This is a genomic window from Collimonas humicola (genome assembly GCF_018304945.1).
Classification (GTDB): Bacteria; Pseudomonadota; Gammaproteobacteria; order Burkholderiales; family Burkholderiaceae_D; genus Collimonas; species Collimonas humicola.
The window spans coordinates 175,665-195,210 of sequence record NZ_JAGQEE010000002.1 but is presented as its reverse complement, the minus strand read 5'-3'; the positions used below and the strand labels follow the sequence as shown (position 1 = coordinate 195,210).

The following is a 19,546-nucleotide window of genomic DNA, read 5'->3' as shown; positions in this document are numbered from 1 at the left end:
TCTCCAATTTGATAGCAAATCGTATTATTTATAGCTGGCGCTTTGATCACGTTCGGGGACGAGACAATCTAGCGGGTGGTAGCTGAGTCAAGATAACAGTTCTGACCGGACTACTCTATTAGTTGTGAACAACTTGTTTGTAGCTCCACAAAAGCAGGGATTCATGGCGGCGATCAGCTGGAACTGCGCGGGGAAGTCGGCCTGCCGGGCGGCCCGCGAAATCGTGATGCGGCCGCATTCCAGCGGTTCCCGCAATACTTCCAGCACGCGGCGGTCGAATTGCGGCAGCTCATCAAGGAACAGGACGCCGCGGTGGGCCAGCGAAATTTCGCCGGGACGGGGCGGGCTGCCGCCGCCCACCAGGGCCACGGCCGATGCCGTGTGATGCGGGGCGCGATATGGCCGCACCTTCCATTTCGCACCGGAAAAGCCGCTGGTGAGCGATTGCACCGCCGCCGATTCCAGCGCGTCGCAATCGCTCATGGGGGGCAAAATGCCGGGGAAGCGCGCCGCCAGCATCGACTTGCCGGTGCCGGGCGGCCCCATCAGCAGCACACTGTGGCCGCCGGCTGCGGCGACCTCCAGCGCGCGCTTGGCTTGCAGCTGGCCTTTGACGTCGCTGAAATCCAGATAGCTCGGCGGCCTCCGCCGCGGTTCGGCTGCGTGGCGCGATAATCTTGTCTCTGCTTGCTTAGAGGTGAAGTGGGCGCATACTTGCAGCAAACTGTCTGCAGGGAGAATGCGGGCGTCGGTGACCAGGGCCGCTTCGTCGGCATTGGCCTGCGGCAGGATGAAGGCGCGGCTTTTGGCTGTGGACGGAGTGGCGCCGGAGGCTGTCATGGCGAAGGTCATCGCCAGCGCGCCGCGTATCGGCCTCAGCTCGCCGGACAGCGACAATTCGCCGGCGAATTCGTAGTCGTCCAGTTCGTCCGCCGGAATTTGTCCGGATGCCGCCAGGATGCCGAGCGCAATCGGCAAGTCGAAACGGCCCGATTCCTTGGGCAAGTCGGCTGGCGCCAGGTTGACGGTGATGCGGCGGGAAGGGAATTCGAAACGGGCATTTTGCAGCGCTGCGCGGACCCGGTCCTTGGACTCCTTGACCTCGGTTTCAGGCAGGCCGACGATGGTGAAGCTGGGCAGGCCGTTGGCCAGATGGACTTCCACCGTGACTGCGGGCGCTTGCATGCCTGCCAGCGCCCGGCTTTTCAAGACGGCCAGCGTCACTGGCGCGGCATTACGGTTGCTTCAACTGCGCTTCAAGCTCCGTCACGCGGGCTTCAAGCGCCTCGAGCTTGGCGCGGGTGCTGGCCAGCACCTGGGCTTGCACGTCAAATTCCTCGCGCGTCACCAGGTCCAGCTTGGCAAAGCCCTGGCCCAGCATGGCCTTGACGTTTTTCTCGATATCCTTGGCGGGGGAGTTTTCGATGGCTTGGTTGATCTTGGCTTGGATGTCGTCGAAAAAATTGGGTTTGTTCATGGCGGCCCTCTGGCGGTAAATAAGAAAAATGATAACCGATACGAGCAAACCCTACATCGAAATTCTGCCTGGCGGCGGCAGTTTAAGCCTTTGCTGCTTAGGCCCCGTTAGGCAAGCTGCTTGCGATATTGCACGAAGCCCGAGCGATCGGCGATACGGTCGTACAGTTGCATCGCCGTGCTGTTGGTCTCGCGGGTCAGCCAATGCACCCGCGTGCTGCCGGCGGCCCTGGCTGCAGCGTAGACATGTTCGATCAGCAGTCGGCCGAGGCCGGTGCCGCGCTGTTCAGGGGCGACATACAAATCTTGCAGATAACAGGAATCCTCTACCGTCCAGCAAGAGCGATGGAATATCCAATGGACCACACCGACCGCCTTGCCGTCCACGGTAGCCAGGGCGCCGAATATCGGTTCCTTCGGATCCAGCAGGCGCTGCCAGGTGACTAGGCGCACGGCAGCGGGAACCTCCGCCTGATAAAAGCCGAGATAGCCCAGCCACTGCGGCTCCCAGGCAGCGAAGTCTTGTTCGTCGAGCGGCTGGATAACAATATTTGAAAGGGATGCGGATTCTGAAGCCAAGATAATCTCCTGTCGAAATGGATGAACTCGCTAACGATATGTAGCGGAGCCGGTTACAAAACAGCGTTCATCGTAGCGTCAGAAGTTGGTATCATCAAAGATCCAAGATTGATTATATTTGTAGGTCCAATTCAGTTAAATTCCACGATTTGGCACAGCTAATGATAGTCTTTCATAAAAGACAATGATCGAGGAGAGACATGGGTAATGCGAAACTATTGCTTCTGTGCGCGGCGTTCTGCTTTTCCGCAGCGGTCCAGGCGAGCGAACCGCAAGCGGCAGAGCATGACGCGGTTTTCAAGGACTTCCGCTTTGCTTCCGGGGAGACCATGCCGGAACTGCGCATCCATTACCGTACCTACGGCGAACCGCGGCGCGGCGCCGACGGCAAAGTCAATAATGCCGTGCTGATCCTGCATGGCACCGGCGGCTCCGGCGCCCAGTTCATCCGGCCGGAATTTTCCGGCGAGCTGTTCGGCGCGGGCCAGCTGCTCGATGCCTCGCGCTATTTCCTGGTCCTGCCGGACGGCATCGGCCACGGCAATTCCAGCAAACCGAGCGACGGCTTGCGCGCCAGGTTTCCGCACTACGGTTACCGCGACATGGTCGAGGCCCAGTACCGGCTGCTGACGGAAACCCTGGAAGTGAATCATTTGCGCCTGGTGATGGGCACTTCGATGGGCGGCATGCAGACCTGGATGTGGGGCGAACAGCATCCGGCCTTCATGGATGCCCTGATGCCGCTGGCCAGCGTGCCGACCCAGATTTCAGGCCGCAACCGGGTCTGGCGCCGCATCATCATCGACGCCATCCGCAACGATCCTGCATGGCAAGGCGGCAATTACAGCAGCCAGCCGCCGAGCTTGCGCACCGCCGAGCAGATGCTGTTTTTGATGTCCAGCAATCCCTTGCTGCGGCAGCAGCAGATGCCAGACCTGGCGCAAGCCGATCAGGCCTTGGATAGCGCGGTGGCGACGGCCATGAAAAGCGCTGACGCCAACGATACCCTGTATTTCATGGACGCTTCGCGCGACTACGACCCCGGTCCGCTGCTGGAAAAAATCCAGGCGCCGCTGATCGCGGTCAACTCCGCTGACGACCTGATCAATCCGCCGGAAATCGGCATTCTCGAGCGCGACGTCAAACGCGTGCCGGGCGCGCGCATGGTGATGGTCAAGCTCAGCGGCGCGACGCGCGGCCATGGCACCCATACGGTGGCGGCAGTCTGGAAACCCTGGCTGCGCGAACTGCTGGCATCGCCCCAGCGCAACTGATGGTGAAGCCTGCGGCGCCGGCGCTGTCGATGAATCTGGACCCGGCCGGGATTACGCTCGAGGGCGGCAAAGGCCTGGCCAAGCAGCTGTGCCTGGCCTTGCGCCAGCGCATCCTGGCGACCCCTGACACTTACCGCATCAAGCTGCCGACTTCGCGCAACTTGGCGCTGGCGTTGAAGGTGTCGCGCAACACGGTGGTGCGCGCGTATGAACAGTTGTACGCCGAAGGCTATATCAGCAGCAGGGTCGGCGACGGCACTTATGCCGACGGCCTGGCGGCTGCGGTGACGGCTGCTCCGGCAGCGCCGGCCGCCGCGGCGCCGGCGATGCAGCTGTCATCCATGCAGCAGCGCCTGAGCGGATTTGAGGCACGGCGGCGCCGCTTTGACGGCCCGGCGCGCGCCTTCCGGCTTGGCATTCCCGCTTACGACCTGTTCCCCAGCGCCATCTGGGCGCGCCTGCAAGGCAATTTCTGGCGCCGCGCGCCGCTGGCGCAGATGGGTTATGGCGAGGCTGCCGGCGATGTGCGTTTGCGCGAATTGATCGCAGCCTACCTGCGCCAGGCGCGCGGCCTGGTCTGCGAGTCGTCGCAAATCATGATCACCGCCGGCGCCCAGCATGGCATTGCCCTCTGCGCGCAGCTGTTGCTGGATGCCGGCGACAAGGTAGTGGTGGAAAATCCATGCTATCCGGCAGCCGCTGCCGCCTTGGCTTTATCCGGTGCGCAATTGGTGGGAATCGGGCTGGACCAGGATGGCATGGTCACCAGCCGGCTGGCGCTGCACGACGACTGCCGCCTGGCGTATGTGACGCCGTCGCACCAGTATCCGGTCGGCGTTACGCTGTCGCTGGCGCGGCGGCTCGAACTGCTGGCCTGGGCCGAACGCCACGACAGCTGGATCATCGAAGATGACTACGACGGTGAATATCGCTATGACGGCACGCCGCTGGCGCCGCTGGCGGCGCTGGATCACAACGCCCGCGTGCTGTATGTCGGCACTTTTTCGAAAATAGCCTTTCCCGGCCTGCGCCTCGGCTATCTGGTGCTGCCGCCCAAGCTGGCGCCGGCGCTCGGCGCGCTGCGCGCCATGGGCGATCGCCACCCGCCGGCGGCGGACCAGGCCGTGATGGCCGAGTTCATCGCCGCCGGCCATTTCCAGCGGCACATCCGCCGCATGCGGCGCGCCAGCCGTTCCCGGCGCGATGCTTTGCTGGCGGCCTGGGAGCCGCTGTTCGGCGCGCAACTGCCCTTGCCCAAGGTCGCCGCCGGCCTGCATCTGAGCCTGCCGTTGGCCAGTGCGCAGCAGGAAACCGAGCTGGTGGCAAAAGCGATCGCCGCAGGGGTTGAAATCAATCCGCTGAGCCGTTTTTGCATCCCTGGCCTGGCGGTGAATCCGCAGCACCGCGCCGGCCTGGCGCTGGGTTTTGCCGGCGTGGATGAGGCCGCGATCCGCCATGCATTGCTATTGCTGCAACAAGTCTGGCGTTGATTTGTAGCTGACTACAAGATGTCATGTAGTCAGATCGGATGATCGCTGCACCAGAATAATGCGCTGCCAGGCATATGCTTTATTTTGGTGCGCTGCACTGCACAATATTTCTGCACAAGAACGTCCCCTAATTAACAGTCACTAAAAAAGCGTAAATAAATCGCCCCATAAGCGGTATTAAGCGGGCAAAAGAAGCGGCTGGAACAGTTGGCATGGGTTCTGCTATGGAAAGTACCGAGAGTACTGATTTAGCGGTTTTCATTCAACATACCAACAGGGATTTCCATGAAAAAGCTGATTTTAGCCGCAGCAATAGCAGCAAGCTTCACCGCAGGTTTTGCGCACGCCGAAGATGCCAAGCCTGACAATGAAATCAGTTACAACATCGGCCTCGTGAACGACTACCGTTTCCGCGGCATTTCGCAAACGCGTTTCGATCCTGCCGTGCAGGGCGGCGCCGATTACACCAATAATCCAACCGGCCTGTACGCCGGCACCTGGCTCTCCAACATCAAGTGGATCAAGGATGCAGTCGACAGCGCCAATACCGGCACCGGCGGCAAGGGACCGGTGGAGTGGGATATCTACGGCGGCAAGCGCGGCGACCTGCCGGGCGGCTTTACCTATGACGTCGGCGGCCTGTACTACTACTACCCGACCAACAACTACAGCCAGATCGGCCGTAACGCCAACACTTTCGAGCTGTACGGCCAGATCGGCTACGGACCGGCCTACTTCAAATATTCGCATGCGATGACCAACCTGTTCGGCACCATCGACAGCAAGAACAGCGCTTACTACGATGCCGGCGCCAACATCGATGTCGGCGCCGGCGTCACGCTTGGCCTGCATCTTGGCCACCAGACCGTGGAACATACCAGCTTCGCCAGCTATACCGACTGGAAAATCGGCGCCACCAAGACCTTTGACCAGCTCGCCGGCATCACCCTGGGGCTGGCCTATGTCGGCACCGACGCCAAGGATGGCGCGTATGTCAGCCCGAGCGGCAAGAACCTGGGGCGCAACGGCGTGGTGTTTTCTTTGGCAAAAACTTTCTAAAAACGACAGCAGCAGCGGCAAGCGCTTCGCGCCGCCGTCTCACAAAACCAACGAGGCCGATATGAAACTGATTACAGCGATCATCAAACCATTTAAGCTCGACGAGGTGCGTGAAGCACTTTCGGCGATAGGCGTGCAAGGCATCACCGTGACTGAAGTAAAAGGTTTCGGACGCCAGAAGGGCCACACGGAACTGTATCGCGGCGCTGAATATGTCGTCGACTTCCTGCCGAAGACAAAAATCGAAGCAGCAGTGGACGACAGCATTCTGGAGCAGGCGGTAGAAGCGATCGAGACCGCGGCCCGTACCGGCAAGATCGGCGACGGCAAGATTTTTGTATTTGATCTGCAGGAAGTTATTCGTATTCGTACCGGTGAAACCGGCAAAGACGCAATCTAAGGGGATAAAAATATGAACAGAATATTGGCAACGATTTTGGCGTCTTGCGCGCTGATCGCGGCGACTTCGATGCTGCCGGCTGCGGCGGCTGACGAGGCGTCCGCTCCGGCAGCCAGCGCGCCAGCTGCGGCTGTGGCATCCGCCAGCGCGGATGCGTCCACACCTGCGCCCGCACCGGCAGCAGCGGCCGCTCCGGCTCCGGCCGCCGCCGCTGCGGCAGCGCCTGCCGCGGCAGCTCCCGCGGCTCCGGTGCCGAACAAGGGCGACACCGCCTGGCTGCTGGTCAGTACTGCATTCGTGATCCTGATGACCTTGCCAGGCCTGGGCCTGTTCTACGGCGGCCTGGTGCGCAGCAAGAACATGCTGTCGGTGCTGATGCAGTGCTTCACCGTGTTCTCGCTGATTATCGTGCTGTGGATACTCTACGGCTACAGCATTGCGTTCACGGAAGGCAATTCCTTCTTCGGTGGCTTCAGCCGCTTGTTCTTGCATGGCATGACGCCTGATTCCGTGGCGGCTACCTTCAGCAAGGGCGTGGTGGTGCCTGAGTTCGCCTATGTCGTGTTCCAGGGCGCGTTTGCGGCGATTACCTGCGCCCTGATCATCGGCGCCTTTGCCGAACGCGCCAAGTTCTCGGCGATCCTGGTGTTCACCGTATTGTGGTTCACTTTCGCTTACCTGCCGATGGCGCACATGGTCTGGTTCTGGCCTGGTCCGGATGGCTTTGTCGATGCTGCTTCCGCAGAGAAGCTGACCGCTACCGGCGGCTGGCTGTTCCAGAAGGGGGCGCTTGATTTCGCCGGCGGCACCGTGGTGCATATCAATGCCGCGATCGCCGGCCTGGTCGGTTCGTACGTGATCGGCAAGCGCGTCGGTTTCGGCAAGGAAGCCTTCAAGCCGCATAGCCTGACCCTGACCATGGTTGGCGCATCGCTGCTGTGGTTCGGCTGGTTCGGCTTCAATGCCGGTTCGGCCCTGGAAGCCAACGGCAGCGCAGCCCTGGCCTTCATCAATACCTTGCTGGCGACGGCTGCGGCGGTGCTGAGCTGGAGCGCCGGCGAATGGATCGGCAAGGGCAAGCCTTCCATGCTCGGTGGCGCATCCGGCGCGGTGGCTGGCCTGGTGGCGATTACGCCTGCAGCCGGTTTCGTCGGCCCGATGGGCGCGTTGATCATGGGCTTGCTGGCTGGCTTCGTTTGCCTGTGGGGCGTGACTGGCCTGAAACGTTTGCTGGGTGCAGACGATGCGCTGGACGTCTTCGGCGTGCATGGCGTCGGCGGCATCATGGGCGCGCTGCTCACCGGTGTGTTCGCGGCGCCTAGCCTCGGCGGCACGGGCATTTATGACTACGTCACCAATGCGGTCCTGCCAGACTATTCGATCCCCGGCCAGCTGTGGATCCAGTTCGAAGGCGTGCTGACCACGCTGGTCTGGTCAGGCCTGGTATCGCTGGTCGCATTCAAGCTGGTCGACATCGTCATGGGCTTGCGCGTGACTGAAGAAGAAGAACGCGAAGGCCTGGATATCTCCAGCCATGGCGAATCCGCCTACCATGATTAAGATGTGCGATTAAGACGTTCGATCAAGCCATGCCTGATTTCGCCGGATAGCAGGAAGCAGCGCTGTCCGGCGGCTTGATCGGCGTCTTGCGCAATCCCGGGCCGATAGCCATCGCCTGGGATTTTTTGTTTCCAGTTCAAGAGCAGCAGATTCAGGAGATTTCCATGGACCCGACCATCACCCCGCAACGCCCGGGCGGCTGTACGGTGGAAGACGTCAGGGCCGACCAGTTCGATGGCGTAGTGGGCCCGCTCACCGATATTCTGATCGCTTGCGTGGCGCATGGCGCCAGCATCGGCTTCGTCGACACGCCGGCTGCCGAGGACGCTTTTTCCTTCTGGTATGGCGTCAGCGGCTCGCTGGTGAGCGGCGGCCGCCGCCTGCTGGTGGCGCGCGTTGCCGGCGAGGTGGTCGGCACCGTGCAGGTCGTGCTGGCGACGCCCGCCAACGGCCATCATCGCGCCGAGATTGCCAAGTTGCTGGTGCATCCGCAGGCGAGACGCAAGGGCGTGGCGCGCACTTTGATGCAACAGGCTGAGGCGATCGCCCGGGCCGACGGCCGTTCCTTGCTGATCCTCGACACCCGCACCGGAGATGCCGCCGAATCCCTGTACAGCGCCATGGGATATGAGCTGGCTGGCGTCATTCCGGACTATGCGCGCTCGACCGCGGGCAAGCTGACGGACACCAGTTTCATGTACAAGCAAATCTAGGCACGCACAATGCCGGTTCGAGCTTCATGGCGAAAACGGCCTCTTTCCTCAAGGCCGATTCTCGCAAAATAATGACAAAATATATACTTTGCCATTACGCCGGCTGAGATTGCCATGTATCGTAAAAATACTGCATCGTTGAATAAAGCCTGCTGCCTAACAAATAAATGACCTAGGGATTGATTGTTGCATATAAGGCAATCTTGTCTGGCGCGAATATGGCACAAAGGCAGGGCGTTTCATTGCGCTTTTTGTCAACCGAAGGGCTTTAAAAATTCGCTGGCGGCCCGATGTAAAGTGAGCTAATCGGCCTCATCGGGAAGCCATCGCGCCATTTGCGCAACATTGCGGCGGGTGACGGGCGAAACAATGCATTTCCCGTTAGAATCGTCGGCTTGTCCCGGAAGTCTTGAAACACGCTTCTTTGGCTGGCAGCAACGCATTTGCACACGCTACATCGTTTCCAAAAGAAAGTTTTATATGGTTCCGCACCTCGTCACGGCCCTGAATGGCCCGTTGCTCGATCTAGAAAAGAAAATCCTCGCAGCTACCCCGGCTATCGAGCGCTGGTTCCGGATGGAATGGCAGGAGCACACGCCGCCGTTCTATTGCTCGGTCGACCTGCGCAATTCCGGTTACAAGCTGGCCCCGGTCGATACCAATCTGTTTCCGGGCGGCTTCAGCAATCTGTCGCCGGAAATGCTGCCGCTGGCGATACAGGCAGCGATGGCGGCCATCGAGAAATATTGTCCGGACGCCAAGAACCTGTTGCTGCTGCCGGAGCTCAATACACGCAATACGTTCTATCTGCAAAACGTCGCGCGGCTGATGCAGGTGTTCCGCCAGACCGGCCTGCACGTGCGGCTCGGTTCGCTGGCGGAAGATGTCAAGGAGCCGCAAACCATTGAATTGCCGGACGGCAGCACCATCACGCTGGAGCCGCTGGAGCGTTCCGCCAATGGCCGCCGCCTGGGGTTGAAGAACTTCGATCCCTGCACTATTTTGCTCAACAACGACCTGTCGTCCGGTACGCCGGCGATCCTGGAAAACCTCAACGAGCAAAATGTCTTGCCGCCGCTGCACGCCGGCTGGACTGTGCGCCGCAAGAGCAACCATTTCACGGCTTACGACGAAGTGGTGAAGAAATTCGCCAAGCTGATCGATGTTGATCCGTGGATGCTGAACCCGTTTTTCGCCAAGGTCGACCAGGTCGATTTCCAGGCCACCGACGGCGACGACAAGCTGGCGGCCAGCGTCAGCTCGCTGCTGGCGAAGATCCGCAAGAAATACAAGGAATATGGCATCACCGAAAAGCCGTTCGTGATCGTCAAGGCCGATGCGGGCACCGATGACATGGGCGTGATGAGCGTGACCGATGTCAGCCAGATCAAGGAGCTGAGCCGCAAGCAACGCGAGAAGCTGTCGCTCGGCAAAACCGGCGGCGAGATTCATGACCTGATCATCCAGGAAGGCGTGCATACTTTCGAGCACATCAACGACGCGGTCGCGGAACCGGTGGTGTACATGATCGACCGTTATGTCGTCGGCGGCTTTTACCGCGTACACGCGGAGCGCGGCATCAATGAAAACCTGAATGCGCCGGGCGCGCATTTCGTGCCGCTGGCGTTTGCCCAGCAGCACGCCTTGCCGGATATGCTGGCTAAACCGGGTACGACCGCGCCGAATCGCTTTTACATGTACGGCGTCGTGGCGCGGCTCGGTCTGCTGGCGGCTTCGCTGGAAATGGAAAAAACCGATCCGAATCCGGAAGAATACTAATTGGCAGCTTGTCCTGACCTCAGCAACCATAGGGCCCAAATATGAAAATCGCTTTCCTCGCCGATCCCCTCAGCACCTTCAAGACGTATAAGGATTCGACTTACGCCATGATGGTGGAGGCGGTCAAACGCGGCCATACCATCTATGCCTTCGAGCAAAAGGACATGGCGCTGGAAAGCGGCATCGTGACGGCCAGTGTGATCAAGGTGACCCTCACCGGGGATGACAAGGACTGGTTCCGCGCCAGTGCGCCGGCCGCCATGTTCCTGTCGGAATTCGATGCGATCCTGCTGCGCAAGGACCCGCCTTTCGACATGGAATACATCTATACCACTTACCTGCTGGAACTGGCGGAAACCCAGGGCGCGCGCGTCTTCAACAAGCCGCAGGCAATCCGCGACCATAATGAAAAACTGGCCATCGCGCAGTTCTCGAAATACACCTCGCCGACCCTGGTGACGCGCGATGCGGCGCGCCTGCGCGCCTTCCATGAAGAACATCATGACGTGATCCTGAAGCCGCTCGACGGCATGGGCGGCACCGGGATTTTCCGGGTCCGGCAAGACGGCCTGAACCTGGGCTCGATCATTGAAACCCTGACCGACAACGGCCAGCGCACCATCATGATCCAGCGTTTCATTCCCGAAATTACCGCCGGCGACAAGCGGGTGCTGGTGATTGGCGGTAAAGTGGTGCCGTTTTCGCTGGCGCGGATTCCGCAGGGCAGCGAAGTGCGCGGCAACCTGGCGGCGGGCGGAATCGGCGTGGCCCAGCCGCTGACTGCGCGCGACCGTGAAATCGGCGAAGCACTTGGGCCGGTGCTGGCACAGCGCGGCTTGTTACTGGTAGGATTAGATGTGATCGGCGACTATTTGACCGAGGTCAACGTTACCAGTCCGACTTGTTTCCAGGAAATCAAGCAGCAAGCCGGTTTTGATGTTGCCGAGATGTTCATTGATGCGCTGGAAGCAGCCCTGGCTTAAGCCGGGCGAAGTTTTTTCGTCAGCGCCGGCACCCGCCGGCGTGCGATATGTGTTGCAGTAAAACCGTTGTAAACCGGGATAGTCCGCGTTGCGGATTCGAGTGAAACTATGATTGGCATTCTTCTTTTAACCCATGCTCCACTGGGCCAGGCATTCATCGCAGCTGCCTCTCACGTGTTTCGCCATACACCCGAACGGCTGGAAGCGATCGACGTGATCGCCGACCAGAATCCGATGGAAGTGCAAAAACTCGCCAAGCAGGCCGCGGCCCGTCTCGACGACGGCTCCGGCGTGCTGGTGATCACCGACGTCATGGGCGGCACGCCTTCCAATTGCACGTTGCCGTTTTGCAGCGGCAGCCAGACCCAGGTGATTGCCGGCATCAGCTTGCCGATGCTGCTGCGCGCCCTGACTTACCGCAACGATACGCTCGACGTGGTGACCGAAATGGCGCTGGCCGGCGGCCAGGGCGGCGCGGTAAGAGTGGATAACCGGGTCCGTGTGTCGCATTGACAGCATGGCAACAGATGGCAGGAACGGATTTACGCGCGCTTAGGCTTAGAGTTGATAGCTAAGATAGTTAACATTATTAAAAGACAAGATGATTCAACAAGAAATCGAAATTATCAACAAGCTTGGCTTGCACGCACGTGCCTCAGCCAAATTTACCCAACTGGCCAGCAAGTTTAAATGTGAAGTCTGGATGACCCGCAACAAACGCCGCGTTAACGCCAAATCCATCATGGGCGTGATGATGCTGGCGGCCGGCAAGGGCAGCACGATCTTGCTGGAAGCCGACGGTGAGGATGAAAAAACCTGTTTTGATGCCTTAAACCAGTTAATTCAGGATAAGTTTGGCGAAGGCGAGTAAAACCCGCCTGTCAGCTAACCCGGTTCCGCATTTATCTCTATCTATCTTTATACAGCGGTGACCAGATGGCATCCTTTACCTTACACGGCATTCCGGTTTCGCGCGGCATCGCGATCGGCCGCGCGCACCTGCTGGCGCCGGCTGCCATGGACGTCAAGCACTACCTGATCGGCGAAACCGAGGTCGAAGCTGAAGTCCAGCGGCTGCAGAGCGCGGTCGCCACCGTGCGTACCGAACTGCAAACCATCCGCAATGATTTGCCGAAAGAGTCGCCGCCCGAGCTGGGCGCTTTTGTCGACGTCCACCTGCTGATCCTGTCGGATCCGATGCTGGCCGAGATGTCGCTCGATATTGTCCGCAACCGCCAGTACAACGCCGAATGGGCGCTGGTGACCCAGATCGACGAGCTGTCGACCCAGTTCGATGAAATCGAAGACCCCTACCTGCGCGAGCGCAAGATGGATGTGCTGCAGGTCGGCGAGCGCTTGCTGAAAGTCTTGACCGGCACTTCCACCCGCTTGCCCGAAGTCGACAGCGACGGCGCATCGTTCGCCAACATCGTGGTGGTGGCTTACGACATTTCCCCGGCCGATATGCTGCAGTTCCGCGACCGCGCCTTCGCCGGCTTCGTGACCGATCTCGGCGGCCAGAATTCGCATACCGCGATCGTCGCCCGCAGCCTGGATATTCCGGCCGCGGTCGGCATGAACAATGCCTCGCGCCTGATCAAGCAGGACGACTGGATCATCATCGACGGCGACGCCGGCGTGGTGATCGTCGATCCTGCCACCGTGATACTCAAGCAATACCGCGAGCGCCAGGCGCAGCTGCTGCGTTCGCGCAGAAAGCTCGGCAAGATCAAGAAAACCCGCGCCATAACGCTGGACGGCACCGAAATCACCTTGCTGGCGAATATCGAACTGCCGAGCGACTGTGCGGCGGCGATGGAATCCGGCGCCAGCGGCGTCGGCCTGTTCCGCTCGGAATTCCTGTTCATGGGCCGCATCGGCACCCAGCACGCCTTGCCGACCGAGGACGAGCAGTTCGAATCCTACCGGCAGGCGGTGGTGGCGATGAAAGGCCGGCCGGTGACCATCCGCACGCTCGACGTCGGCGCCGACAAGCCGCTCAACAACGATGAGCAGACCGCGCTCAACCCGGCGCTGGGCTTGCGTGCCATCCGCTATTGCCTGGCTGAGCCGCAATTGTTCCTGACGCAGCTGCGGGCGATCTTGCGCGCTTCCGCCTTCGGCCAGGTCAAGCTGCTGATCCCGATGCTGGCGCACGCGTTTGAGATCGACCAGACCCTGGCCATGATCGAACAGGCCAAGCAGCAGTTGCGCGACGACGGCGTCAAGTTTGACGAAGCCATCAAGATCGGCGCCATGATCGAGATCCCGGCGGCGGCGCTGGCCTTGCCGATGTTCATCAAGCGCATGGATTTTTTGTCAATCGGGACCAACGACCTGATCCAGTACACCCTGGCCATCGATCGCGTCGACCATGAGGTCGCGCACTTGTACAACCCCTTGCATCCGGCCGTGCTGTTTCTGCTGTCGACCGTGATCGCGCTCGGCCGCAAGGCCGGGATTCCAGTCTCGGTATGCGGCGAAATGGCGGGCGACGTCAAATTCACGCGTTTGCTGCTGGGTATGGGTTTGCTTGAATTTTCCATGCATCCGGCGCAATTGCTGGCGGTGAAACAGGAAGTGCTGAACAGCGACCTCGACGGCCTGACGCTGCAAACCAAGAAAATCCTGCGCAATACCGAGCCTAGCGCGATCGCCACCGCGGTGAGCCAGATGCGGATCATGGCTTGATGGAATGACAATGCCATCATAGTTTGACGCCAAGCCCCGACTTGGTTATTCTTGTCCCATCGCGCCGATTTGAATGGTTTCACCACCTCAGCTTGCGGGCGCGCGGCATCACCTGGTTTCCGGACCGGTAGATGCCAAATAAATACGGCTAAAGCGAGCTTGAAGCACAAGCCCAGAATTTAGCCCGATTAGCGAAAGCTCTCGGGCTTTTTTTATTTCTACACAATACAAGCAAATTGACCATGTCCCAAGGAATAGTTGCTCCGCAATCCATGCATTTCGCGACACCGCTGCAATTGCAAAGCGGCGCGCTGCTGGCCGATTACACGCTGGTGTACGAAACCTATGGCGCCCTGAATGCCGACAAATCGAATGCCGTGCTGGTCTGCCACGCGCTGAACGCCTCGCACCACGTCGCCGGCGTGTATCAGGACGACGAAAAGAACGTCGGCTGGTGGGACAACATGGTTGGGCCCGGCAAAGCGCTCGATACCAATAAATTCTTCGTCATCGGCGTCAACAACCTCGGTTCCTGCTTCGGCTCCACCGGTCCGATGCATATCAATGCCGCTACCGGCAAGCCCTACGGCGCCGGCTTCCCGGTGGTGACAGTGGAAGACTGGGTGCAAGCCCAGGAGCGCCTGGCCGATGCGCTGGGGATCGTGCAGTTTGCCGCGGTGATGGGCGGCTCGCTGGGCGGCATGCAGGCGCTGGCCTGGAGTTTGCTGTACCCGGCCCGACTGCGCCACTGTGTGGTGATCGCCTCGACGCCGAAGCTGTCGGCGCAAAACATCGCCTTCAACGATGTGGCGCGGCAGGCGATCCTGACCGATCCCGGTTTTCACGGCGGCGATTATTACGCGCACGGCGTGGTGCCCAAGAATGGCTTGCGGGTGGCGCGCATGGTCGGCCATATCACTTATCTGTCGGACGATGACATGGCCGAGAAGTTCGGCCGCGACCTGCGCTCCGGCGCCTACCAGTTCGGCTTCGGCATCGATTTTGAAATCGAGTCCTACCTGCGCTACCAGGGCGACAAATTCTCTGAATATTTTGACGCCAATACTTATCTGCTGATCACCAAGGCGCTCGATTATTTCGATCCGGCCAAGGAATTCGGCGGCGACCTGACCCAGGCGCTGAGCCGCACCCAGGCGCAGTTCCTGCTGGTGTCGTTCATGACCGACTGGCGTTTTTCGCCGGAACGCAGCCGCGAAATCGTCCAGGCGCTGGTCAACAACAAGCGCCGCGTCAGCTACGCCGAGATCGACGCGCCGCACGGCCACGATGCCTTTTTGCTGGACGATCCGCGCTACATGAGCGTGGTGGGCGAATATTACAACCGCATCTGGCAAGAGCTGGGCCAGGCGCCGGCAAGCGAATCGACAGCAGCAACAGAAGCAGTAGGAGCCGTACATGAACTTTGATCAATTAAGCAGCTTGCGTCCCGACCTGGCCTTTATTGCACATTGGGTGCGCGGCCAGTCACAGGTGCTCGACCTCGGTTGCGGCGACGGCGTCATGCTCGATTATCTGCAGTCCGACAAGCAGTGCGCCGGCTACGGCGTCGAAATCGACGATGCCAAGATTCCAGCCTGCGTGGCGCGCGGCGTCTCGGTGATCCAGCAAGACATGGAAGCCGGGCTCAACCTGTTTGCCGACAATGCCTTCGACACCGTGCTCTGCCTGTCGGCCCTGCAAATGATGAAAAATGTGGAAGGCGTTTTGCGCGATATCGCCCGCGTCGGCCGTGAAGCGATCGTATCCTTCCCCAATTTCGCCTACTGGCCGCACCGGGTGGCGCTGCTGCGCGGCCGCATGCCGGTGTCGAAATCGCTGCCGTACGAATGGTATGACACCCCCAACCTGCGCTGCGCCACCATCAAGGATTTTGAAGAACTGGCGAACCAAGTCGGCCTGGAAGTGCTCGAATGCGTAGCGCTGCACGATGGCCAGCCGATCTCGGTGCTGCCCAACTGGCGTGGTAGTCTTGCGGTATTCCGCTTTCGCAAGAAATAAACCCGTAAAAATTAAGGGATATTCTTGCCGCCCACGGTTTGAATCTGGGGCGGCGTGATTATCCACAACTCCCGCCGCCGCGGGCGCATCTATGACTTCAGCTTCAAATCCCTGGCATCACTACCTCAACCGGCGCATGCTGATCTGCGCTTTCCTCGGCTTCAGTTCCGGCCTGCCGCTGTTCATCCTGCTCAGCTTGCTGCAAGCCTGGCTGAGCAAATCCGGTCTGAACGTAAAGTCGCTGGGGCTGTTTGCGCTGGTGATGTTTCCCTACACTTGGAAGTTCGTCTGGTCGCCGCTGATGGATCGCTTCCACTTCGGCAAACTCGGCCGCCGGCGCAGCTGGATGCTGCTGACCCAGGCGACCCTGTTCGTCGCCATCGGCGCCATGGGCATGCTGGATCCGCACTCGCAGGTGACGGCAATCGCTTGTATGGCGGCGTTGGTGGCGTTCCTGTCGGCCAGCCAGGATATCGTGATCGACGCCTACCGGCGCGAAATCCTGCCCGAAAGCGAGCAGGGGCTGGGCGCCGCGATCAACGTCAATGCCTATAAGGTTGCCGGCATGGTGCCGGGCGCCCTGTCGCTGTTCCTGGCCGATCATATGAGCTGGCAGGCGGTGTTCTGGATCACCGCCGGTTTCATGCTGCCGGGGCTGATCTGCACCTTGCTGATCAAGGAGCCGACGGTATACGGATCGCCGCCAAGGAGTCTGCGGGAAGCCGTCGTATTGCCGTTTCAGGAATTTATCACCAGGGATGGCTGGTCCAGCGCGCTGTGGATACTGGCCTTTATTTTCCTCTATAAGCTCGGCGACAGCATGGCAACCGCGCTTGCCACCAAATTTTATATCGACCTGGGGTTTTCCCTGACGCAGATCGGCCTGATTTCCAAGACCACCAGCTTGTGGGCCAGCCTGGTCGGCGGCCTGGTCGGCGGCATCTGGATGGTGCAGATAGGAATAAATCGGGCATTGTGGATTTTTGGCGTGGTGCAGGCGGTGACTATCCTGGGATTTGCCTGGCTGGCGCAGGTCGGTCCCGATCCGCTGGTGCTGGCCATCGTGATCGGCGGCGAGGCTTTCGGCGTCGGCGTCGGCACCGCGGCTTTCGTGGCGTTCATCGCGCGCGCTACCGATCCCCGCTACACTGCTACGCAATATGCCTTGTTCACCAGCCTCGCTGCGGTGCCGCGGACCTTCGTCAATTCCTCGGTCGGCTATATCGTGGCGGAAACCGGCTGGTTCCATTTCTTTATTCTGTGCTTCGTTTTGGCGCTGCCGGGAATGTTAATTTTGTTCAAAGTCGCACCGTGGAACCAGAAGCAGGATGTGGCAAAAAGAGAAAATCCTGTTGTAAGTTAGAAAAAGGATTAGAATCAAATCGAATAATCCTCTTCTGGGCTGGGTTGAAAAGGACGGTAGCCGATCAAGGAACTGCGAGTATCCGAAGAGGTCGAACTTTCAATAGTGTAATCTTCAATTTGTTTTCGCAACATCGTTGATGCGGGGGTGATATGGATATCTACAGCAGCTTTGCAACTCGGTTCGACAAAACCAGAGAAGAAGAATTTTCCCTAGAAGAATATCTAGCACTTTGTAAGACCGATCCCAGCGGTTATGCAACCGCCGGCGAACGCATGCTGATGGCGATAGGCGAGCCGCAACAGGTCGATACACGGCACGACCCTTCCTTGTCGCGCATCTTTGCCAACAAGGTGCTCAAGGTTTATCCCGCGTTCAAGGAGTTCTACGGCGCGGAAGAGGTGATCGAACAAGTGGTCGCCTATTTCCGGCACGCCGCGCAAGGCCTGGAAGAACGCAAGCAAATTCTCTATTTGCTGGGTCCGGTCGGCGGCGGCAAATCATCTATCGCCGAACGCCTCAAACAGCTGATGGAACATGTTCCCTTCTATTCCCTCAAGGGCTCGCCGGTGAACGAGTCGCCGCTGGGCCTGTTCGATTACGAAGAGGACGGCGCCATCCTGGAAGAGCAATACGGCATTCCGCGCCGTTATCTGAAATCCATATTGAGCCCGTGGGCGGTCAAGCGGCTGCACGAATTCAACGGCGATATACGGAAATTCCGCGTAGTTAAGCGCTATCCTTCGATCTTGCGGCAGATCGCCATTTCCAAGACCGAACCGGGCGACGAAAACAACCAGGACATTTCCTCCCTGGTCGGCAAGGTCGATATCCGCAAGCTGGAGCAGTATTCGCAGGACGACGCCGACGCCTACAGCTACTCCGGCGGCCTGTGCCTGTCGAACCAGGGCTTGCTGGAATTCGTCGAAATGTTCAAGGCGCCGATCAAGGTGCTGCATCCGCTGCTGACCGCTACCCAGGAAGGCAACTTCAAGGGCACCGAGGGTTTCGGCGCGATTCCGTTCGACGGCATCATCCTGGCTCACTCCAACGAGTCGGAATGGAAGGCCTTCCGCAACAACAAGAACAACGAAGCTTTGCTGGACCGTATTTATATAGTCAAGGTGCCGTATTGCCTGCGGGTGTCGGAAGAAATCAAGATCTATGAAAAGCTGATCCGCACCTCTTCCCTGGGCAAGGCGGTATGCGCTCCGGGTACGCTGAAGATGATGGCGCAGTTTTCGATACTGACGCGTCTGGGCGAGCCGGAGAATTCCAGTATTTTCTCGAAAATGCAGGTGTACGACGGCGAGAACCTGAAAGACAGCGATCCCAAGGCCAAGTCGTTCCAGGAATACCGCGATTACGCCGGTGTCGACGAGGGCATGACCGGGGTCTCGACCCGCTTCGCCTTCAAGATACTGTCACGCGTGTTCAACTTCGATTCGACCGAGGTGGCGGCCAATCCGGTGCACCTGATGTATGTGCTGGAGCAGCAGATCGAACGCGAGCAGTTCCCGCAAGAGCTGGAGCAAAAGTACCTGTCCTACGTCAAGGATACGCTGGCGACGCGCTATGCCGAATTTATCGGCAAGGAAATCCAGACCGCCTACCTGGAGTCGTATTCGGAATACGGCCAGAACGTCTTCGACCGCTACGTAACCTATGCCGACTTCTGGATCCAGGACCAGGAATTCCGCGACCACGACACCGGCGAGAGCTTCGACCGGGCGGCGCTGAACGCTGAACTGGAAAAAATCGAAAAGCCGGCGGGCATCAGCAATCCGAAGGACTTCCGCAACGAAATCGTGAATTTCGTGCTGCGGGCGCGGGTTTCCAACGCCGGCAAGAATCCGCTCTGGACCAGCTATGAAAAGTTGCGGGTCGTGATCGAGAAGAAAATGTTCTCGAATACCGAGGACCTGCTGCCGGTTATTTCATTCAACGCCAAAGGTTCTAACGAGGAATTGCGCAAGCACGAGGATTTCGTCAATCGCATGGTCAGCAAAGGCTATACGCCGAAGCAGGTGCGCTTGCTGTGCGAATGGTATCTGCGCGTGCGCAAGTCATCGTAAGGGCTCGCTAGGGAATAAGTTGGGCATTTGGGCGGCTGTAGCTGGATGCGAAGCAAGGCGCCAGACGCGCCGCAGTGCGAGCACT

At 59.5% G+C, this 19,546-nt stretch carries 18 protein-coding genes; 15 read left to right on the top strand and 3 right to left on the bottom strand.

Translation table 11 applies throughout. The features are described 5' to 3' along the window. Window positions 1-87: 87 nt before the first annotated feature. From KHU30_RS09575 to KHU30_RS09565, 3 genes are all read right to left on the bottom strand, one after another. The gene (locus KHU30_RS09575; RefSeq protein ID WP_329956667.1) at window positions 88-1,224 is read right to left on the bottom strand and encodes a YifB family Mg chelatase-like AAA ATPase; all 1,137 of its coding nucleotides are present in this window, start codon (window positions 1,222-1,224) and stop codon (window positions 88-90) included. Window positions 1,225-1,234: 10 nt separating this feature from the next. Then, the gene (locus tag KHU30_RS09570; protein WP_098494444.1) at window positions 1,235-1,477 is read right to left on the bottom strand and encodes an accessory factor UbiK family protein; all 243 of its coding nucleotides are present in this window, start codon (window positions 1,475-1,477) and stop codon (window positions 1,235-1,237) included. A 107-nt stretch (window positions 1,478-1,584) separates the two neighbouring features. Further along, window positions 1,585-2,055 (bottom strand): GNAT family N-acetyltransferase, encoded by a 471-nt coding sequence (locus KHU30_RS09565; protein ID WP_211442431.1) that lies wholly within the window; start codon window positions 2,053-2,055, stop codon window positions 1,585-1,587. 200 nt (window positions 2,056-2,255) lie between these two features. Between KHU30_RS09565 and KHU30_RS09560 the strand changes: the two genes are divergently transcribed. The 15 genes from KHU30_RS09560 (at window position 2,256) to KHU30_RS09490 (ending at window position 19,461) form a co-directional block, all read left to right on the top strand. Continuing rightward, window positions 2,256-3,329 (top strand): alpha/beta fold hydrolase, encoded by a 1,074-nt coding sequence (locus tag KHU30_RS09560; protein WP_211442430.1) that lies wholly within the window; start codon window positions 2,256-2,258, stop codon window positions 3,327-3,329. Then, window positions 3,329-4,819 (top strand): MocR-like pyridoxine biosynthesis transcription factor PdxR, encoded by a 1,491-nt coding sequence (gene pdxR, locus KHU30_RS09555; protein WP_211442429.1) that lies wholly within the window; start codon window positions 3,329-3,331, stop codon window positions 4,817-4,819. Before KHU30_RS09560 ends, pdxR begins: the two co-directional genes overlap by 1 nt. Before the next feature lie 285 nt (window positions 4,820-5,104). Continuing rightward, a complete protein-coding gene (locus tag KHU30_RS09550) occupies window positions 5,105-5,878 on the top strand; it encodes a TorF family putative porin (RefSeq protein WP_098494441.1) in 774 nt (257 codons plus the stop codon). A 61-nt stretch (window positions 5,879-5,939) separates the two neighbouring features. Then, complete coding sequence (locus tag KHU30_RS09545; RefSeq protein ID WP_038493850.1) at window positions 5,940-6,278, top strand: P-II family nitrogen regulator; 339 nt, start codon at window positions 5,940-5,942, stop codon at window positions 6,276-6,278. 12 nt (window positions 6,279-6,290) lie between these two features. Beyond that, entirely contained in the window at window positions 6,291-7,838 is a 1,548-nt protein-coding gene (locus tag KHU30_RS09540) for an ammonium transporter (RefSeq protein ID WP_211442428.1), read from the top strand. Between the two features lie 164 nt (window positions 7,839-8,002). After that, window positions 8,003-8,551 (top strand): GNAT family N-acetyltransferase, encoded by a 549-nt coding sequence (locus KHU30_RS09535; protein WP_230427299.1) that lies wholly within the window; start codon window positions 8,003-8,005, stop codon window positions 8,549-8,551. Between the two features lie 480 nt (window positions 8,552-9,031). Continuing rightward, on the top strand, window positions 9,032-10,330 hold the full coding sequence (gene gshA / locus KHU30_RS09530; RefSeq protein WP_098494437.1) for a glutamate--cysteine ligase: 1,299 nt from the start codon (window positions 9,032-9,034) through the stop codon (window positions 10,328-10,330). Window positions 10,331-10,371: 41 nt separating this feature from the next. Then, window positions 10,372-11,313, top strand: coding sequence for a glutathione synthase (gene gshB / locus KHU30_RS09525; RefSeq protein WP_211442427.1), 942 nt, complete (start codon window positions 10,372-10,374; stop codon window positions 11,311-11,313). Window positions 11,314-11,421: 108 nt separating this feature from the next. Then, window positions 11,422-11,826 carry a PTS sugar transporter subunit IIA gene (locus tag KHU30_RS09520; RefSeq protein ID WP_211442426.1) on the top strand — a complete coding sequence of 135 codons (405 nt, stop codon included), beginning with the start codon at window positions 11,422-11,424 and terminating at the stop codon, window positions 11,824-11,826. An 88-nt stretch (window positions 11,827-11,914) separates the two neighbouring features. Then, a complete protein-coding gene (locus tag KHU30_RS09515; RefSeq protein ID WP_038493837.1) occupies window positions 11,915-12,184 on the top strand; it encodes an HPr family phosphocarrier protein in 270 nt (89 codons plus the stop codon). Between the two features lie 65 nt (window positions 12,185-12,249). Further along, entirely contained in the window at window positions 12,250-14,004 is a 1,755-nt protein-coding gene (ptsP, locus tag KHU30_RS09510; RefSeq protein ID WP_211442425.1) for a phosphoenolpyruvate--protein phosphotransferase, read from the top strand. Between the two features lie 242 nt (window positions 14,005-14,246). After that, window positions 14,247-15,431: a homoserine O-succinyltransferase MetX gene (gene metX, locus KHU30_RS09505; protein ID WP_211442424.1), complete on the top strand. Its 1,185-nt coding sequence runs from the start codon at window positions 14,247-14,249 to the stop codon at window positions 15,429-15,431. Further along, window positions 15,421-16,023: a methionine biosynthesis protein MetW gene (gene metW / locus KHU30_RS09500; RefSeq protein WP_211442423.1), complete on the top strand. Its 603-nt coding sequence runs from the start codon at window positions 15,421-15,423 to the stop codon at window positions 16,021-16,023. Before metX ends, metW begins: the two co-directional genes overlap by 11 nt. A gap of 91 nt (window positions 16,024-16,114) precedes the next feature. Continuing rightward, window positions 16,115-17,386, top strand: coding sequence for an AmpG family muropeptide MFS transporter (locus tag KHU30_RS09495; RefSeq protein WP_211442422.1), 1,272 nt, complete (start codon window positions 16,115-16,117; stop codon window positions 17,384-17,386). 152 nt (window positions 17,387-17,538) lie between these two features. After that, window positions 17,539-19,461 (top strand): PrkA family serine protein kinase, encoded by a 1,923-nt coding sequence (locus KHU30_RS09490; protein WP_211442421.1) that lies wholly within the window; start codon window positions 17,539-17,541, stop codon window positions 19,459-19,461. Window positions 19,462-19,546 lie beyond the last annotated feature (85 nt).

Bases quoted from the DNA above. Each gene is read 5' to 3' on its own strand.
- KHU30_RS09570 (WP_098494444.1), bottom strand. From the start codon at position 1,477: ATGAACAAACCCAATTTTTTCGACGACATCCAAGCCAAGATCAACCAA.
- KHU30_RS09490 (WP_211442421.1), top strand. From the start codon at position 17,539: ATGGATATCTACAGCAGCTTTGCAACTCGGTTCGACAAAACCAGAGAA.
- KHU30_RS09550 (WP_098494441.1), top strand. From the start codon at position 5,105: ATGAAAAAGCTGATTTTAGCCGCAGCAATAGCAGCAAGCTTCACCGCA.
- KHU30_RS09540 (WP_211442428.1), top strand. From the start codon at position 6,291: ATGAACAGAATATTGGCAACGATTTTGGCGTCTTGCGCGCTGATCGCG.
- KHU30_RS09515 (WP_038493837.1), top strand. From the start codon at position 11,915: ATGATTCAACAAGAAATCGAAATTATCAACAAGCTTGGCTTGCACGCA.
- ptsP (WP_211442425.1), top strand. From the start codon at position 12,250: ATGGCATCCTTTACCTTACACGGCATTCCGGTTTCGCGCGGCATCGCG.
- KHU30_RS09495 (WP_211442422.1), top strand. From the start codon at position 16,115: ATGACTTCAGCTTCAAATCCCTGGCATCACTACCTCAACCGGCGCATG.
- KHU30_RS09560 (WP_211442430.1), top strand. From the start codon at position 2,256: ATGGGTAATGCGAAACTATTGCTTCTGTGCGCGGCGTTCTGCTTTTCC.
- gshA (WP_098494437.1), top strand. From the start codon at position 9,032: ATGGTTCCGCACCTCGTCACGGCCCTGAATGGCCCGTTGCTCGATCTA.
- KHU30_RS09535 (WP_230427299.1), top strand. From the start codon at position 8,003: ATGGACCCGACCATCACCCCGCAACGCCCGGGCGGCTGTACGGTGGAA.
- metX (WP_211442424.1), top strand. From the start codon at position 14,247: ATGTCCCAAGGAATAGTTGCTCCGCAATCCATGCATTTCGCGACACCG.
- pdxR (WP_211442429.1), top strand. From the start codon at position 3,329: ATGGTGAAGCCTGCGGCGCCGGCGCTGTCGATGAATCTGGACCCGGCC.
- KHU30_RS09545 (WP_038493850.1), top strand. From the start codon at position 5,940: ATGAAACTGATTACAGCGATCATCAAACCATTTAAGCTCGACGAGGTG.
- KHU30_RS09520 (WP_211442426.1), top strand. From the start codon at position 11,422: ATGATTGGCATTCTTCTTTTAACCCATGCTCCACTGGGCCAGGCATTC.
- metW (WP_211442423.1), top strand. From the start codon at position 15,421: ATGAACTTTGATCAATTAAGCAGCTTGCGTCCCGACCTGGCCTTTATT.
- gshB (WP_211442427.1), top strand. From the start codon at position 10,372: ATGAAAATCGCTTTCCTCGCCGATCCCCTCAGCACCTTCAAGACGTAT.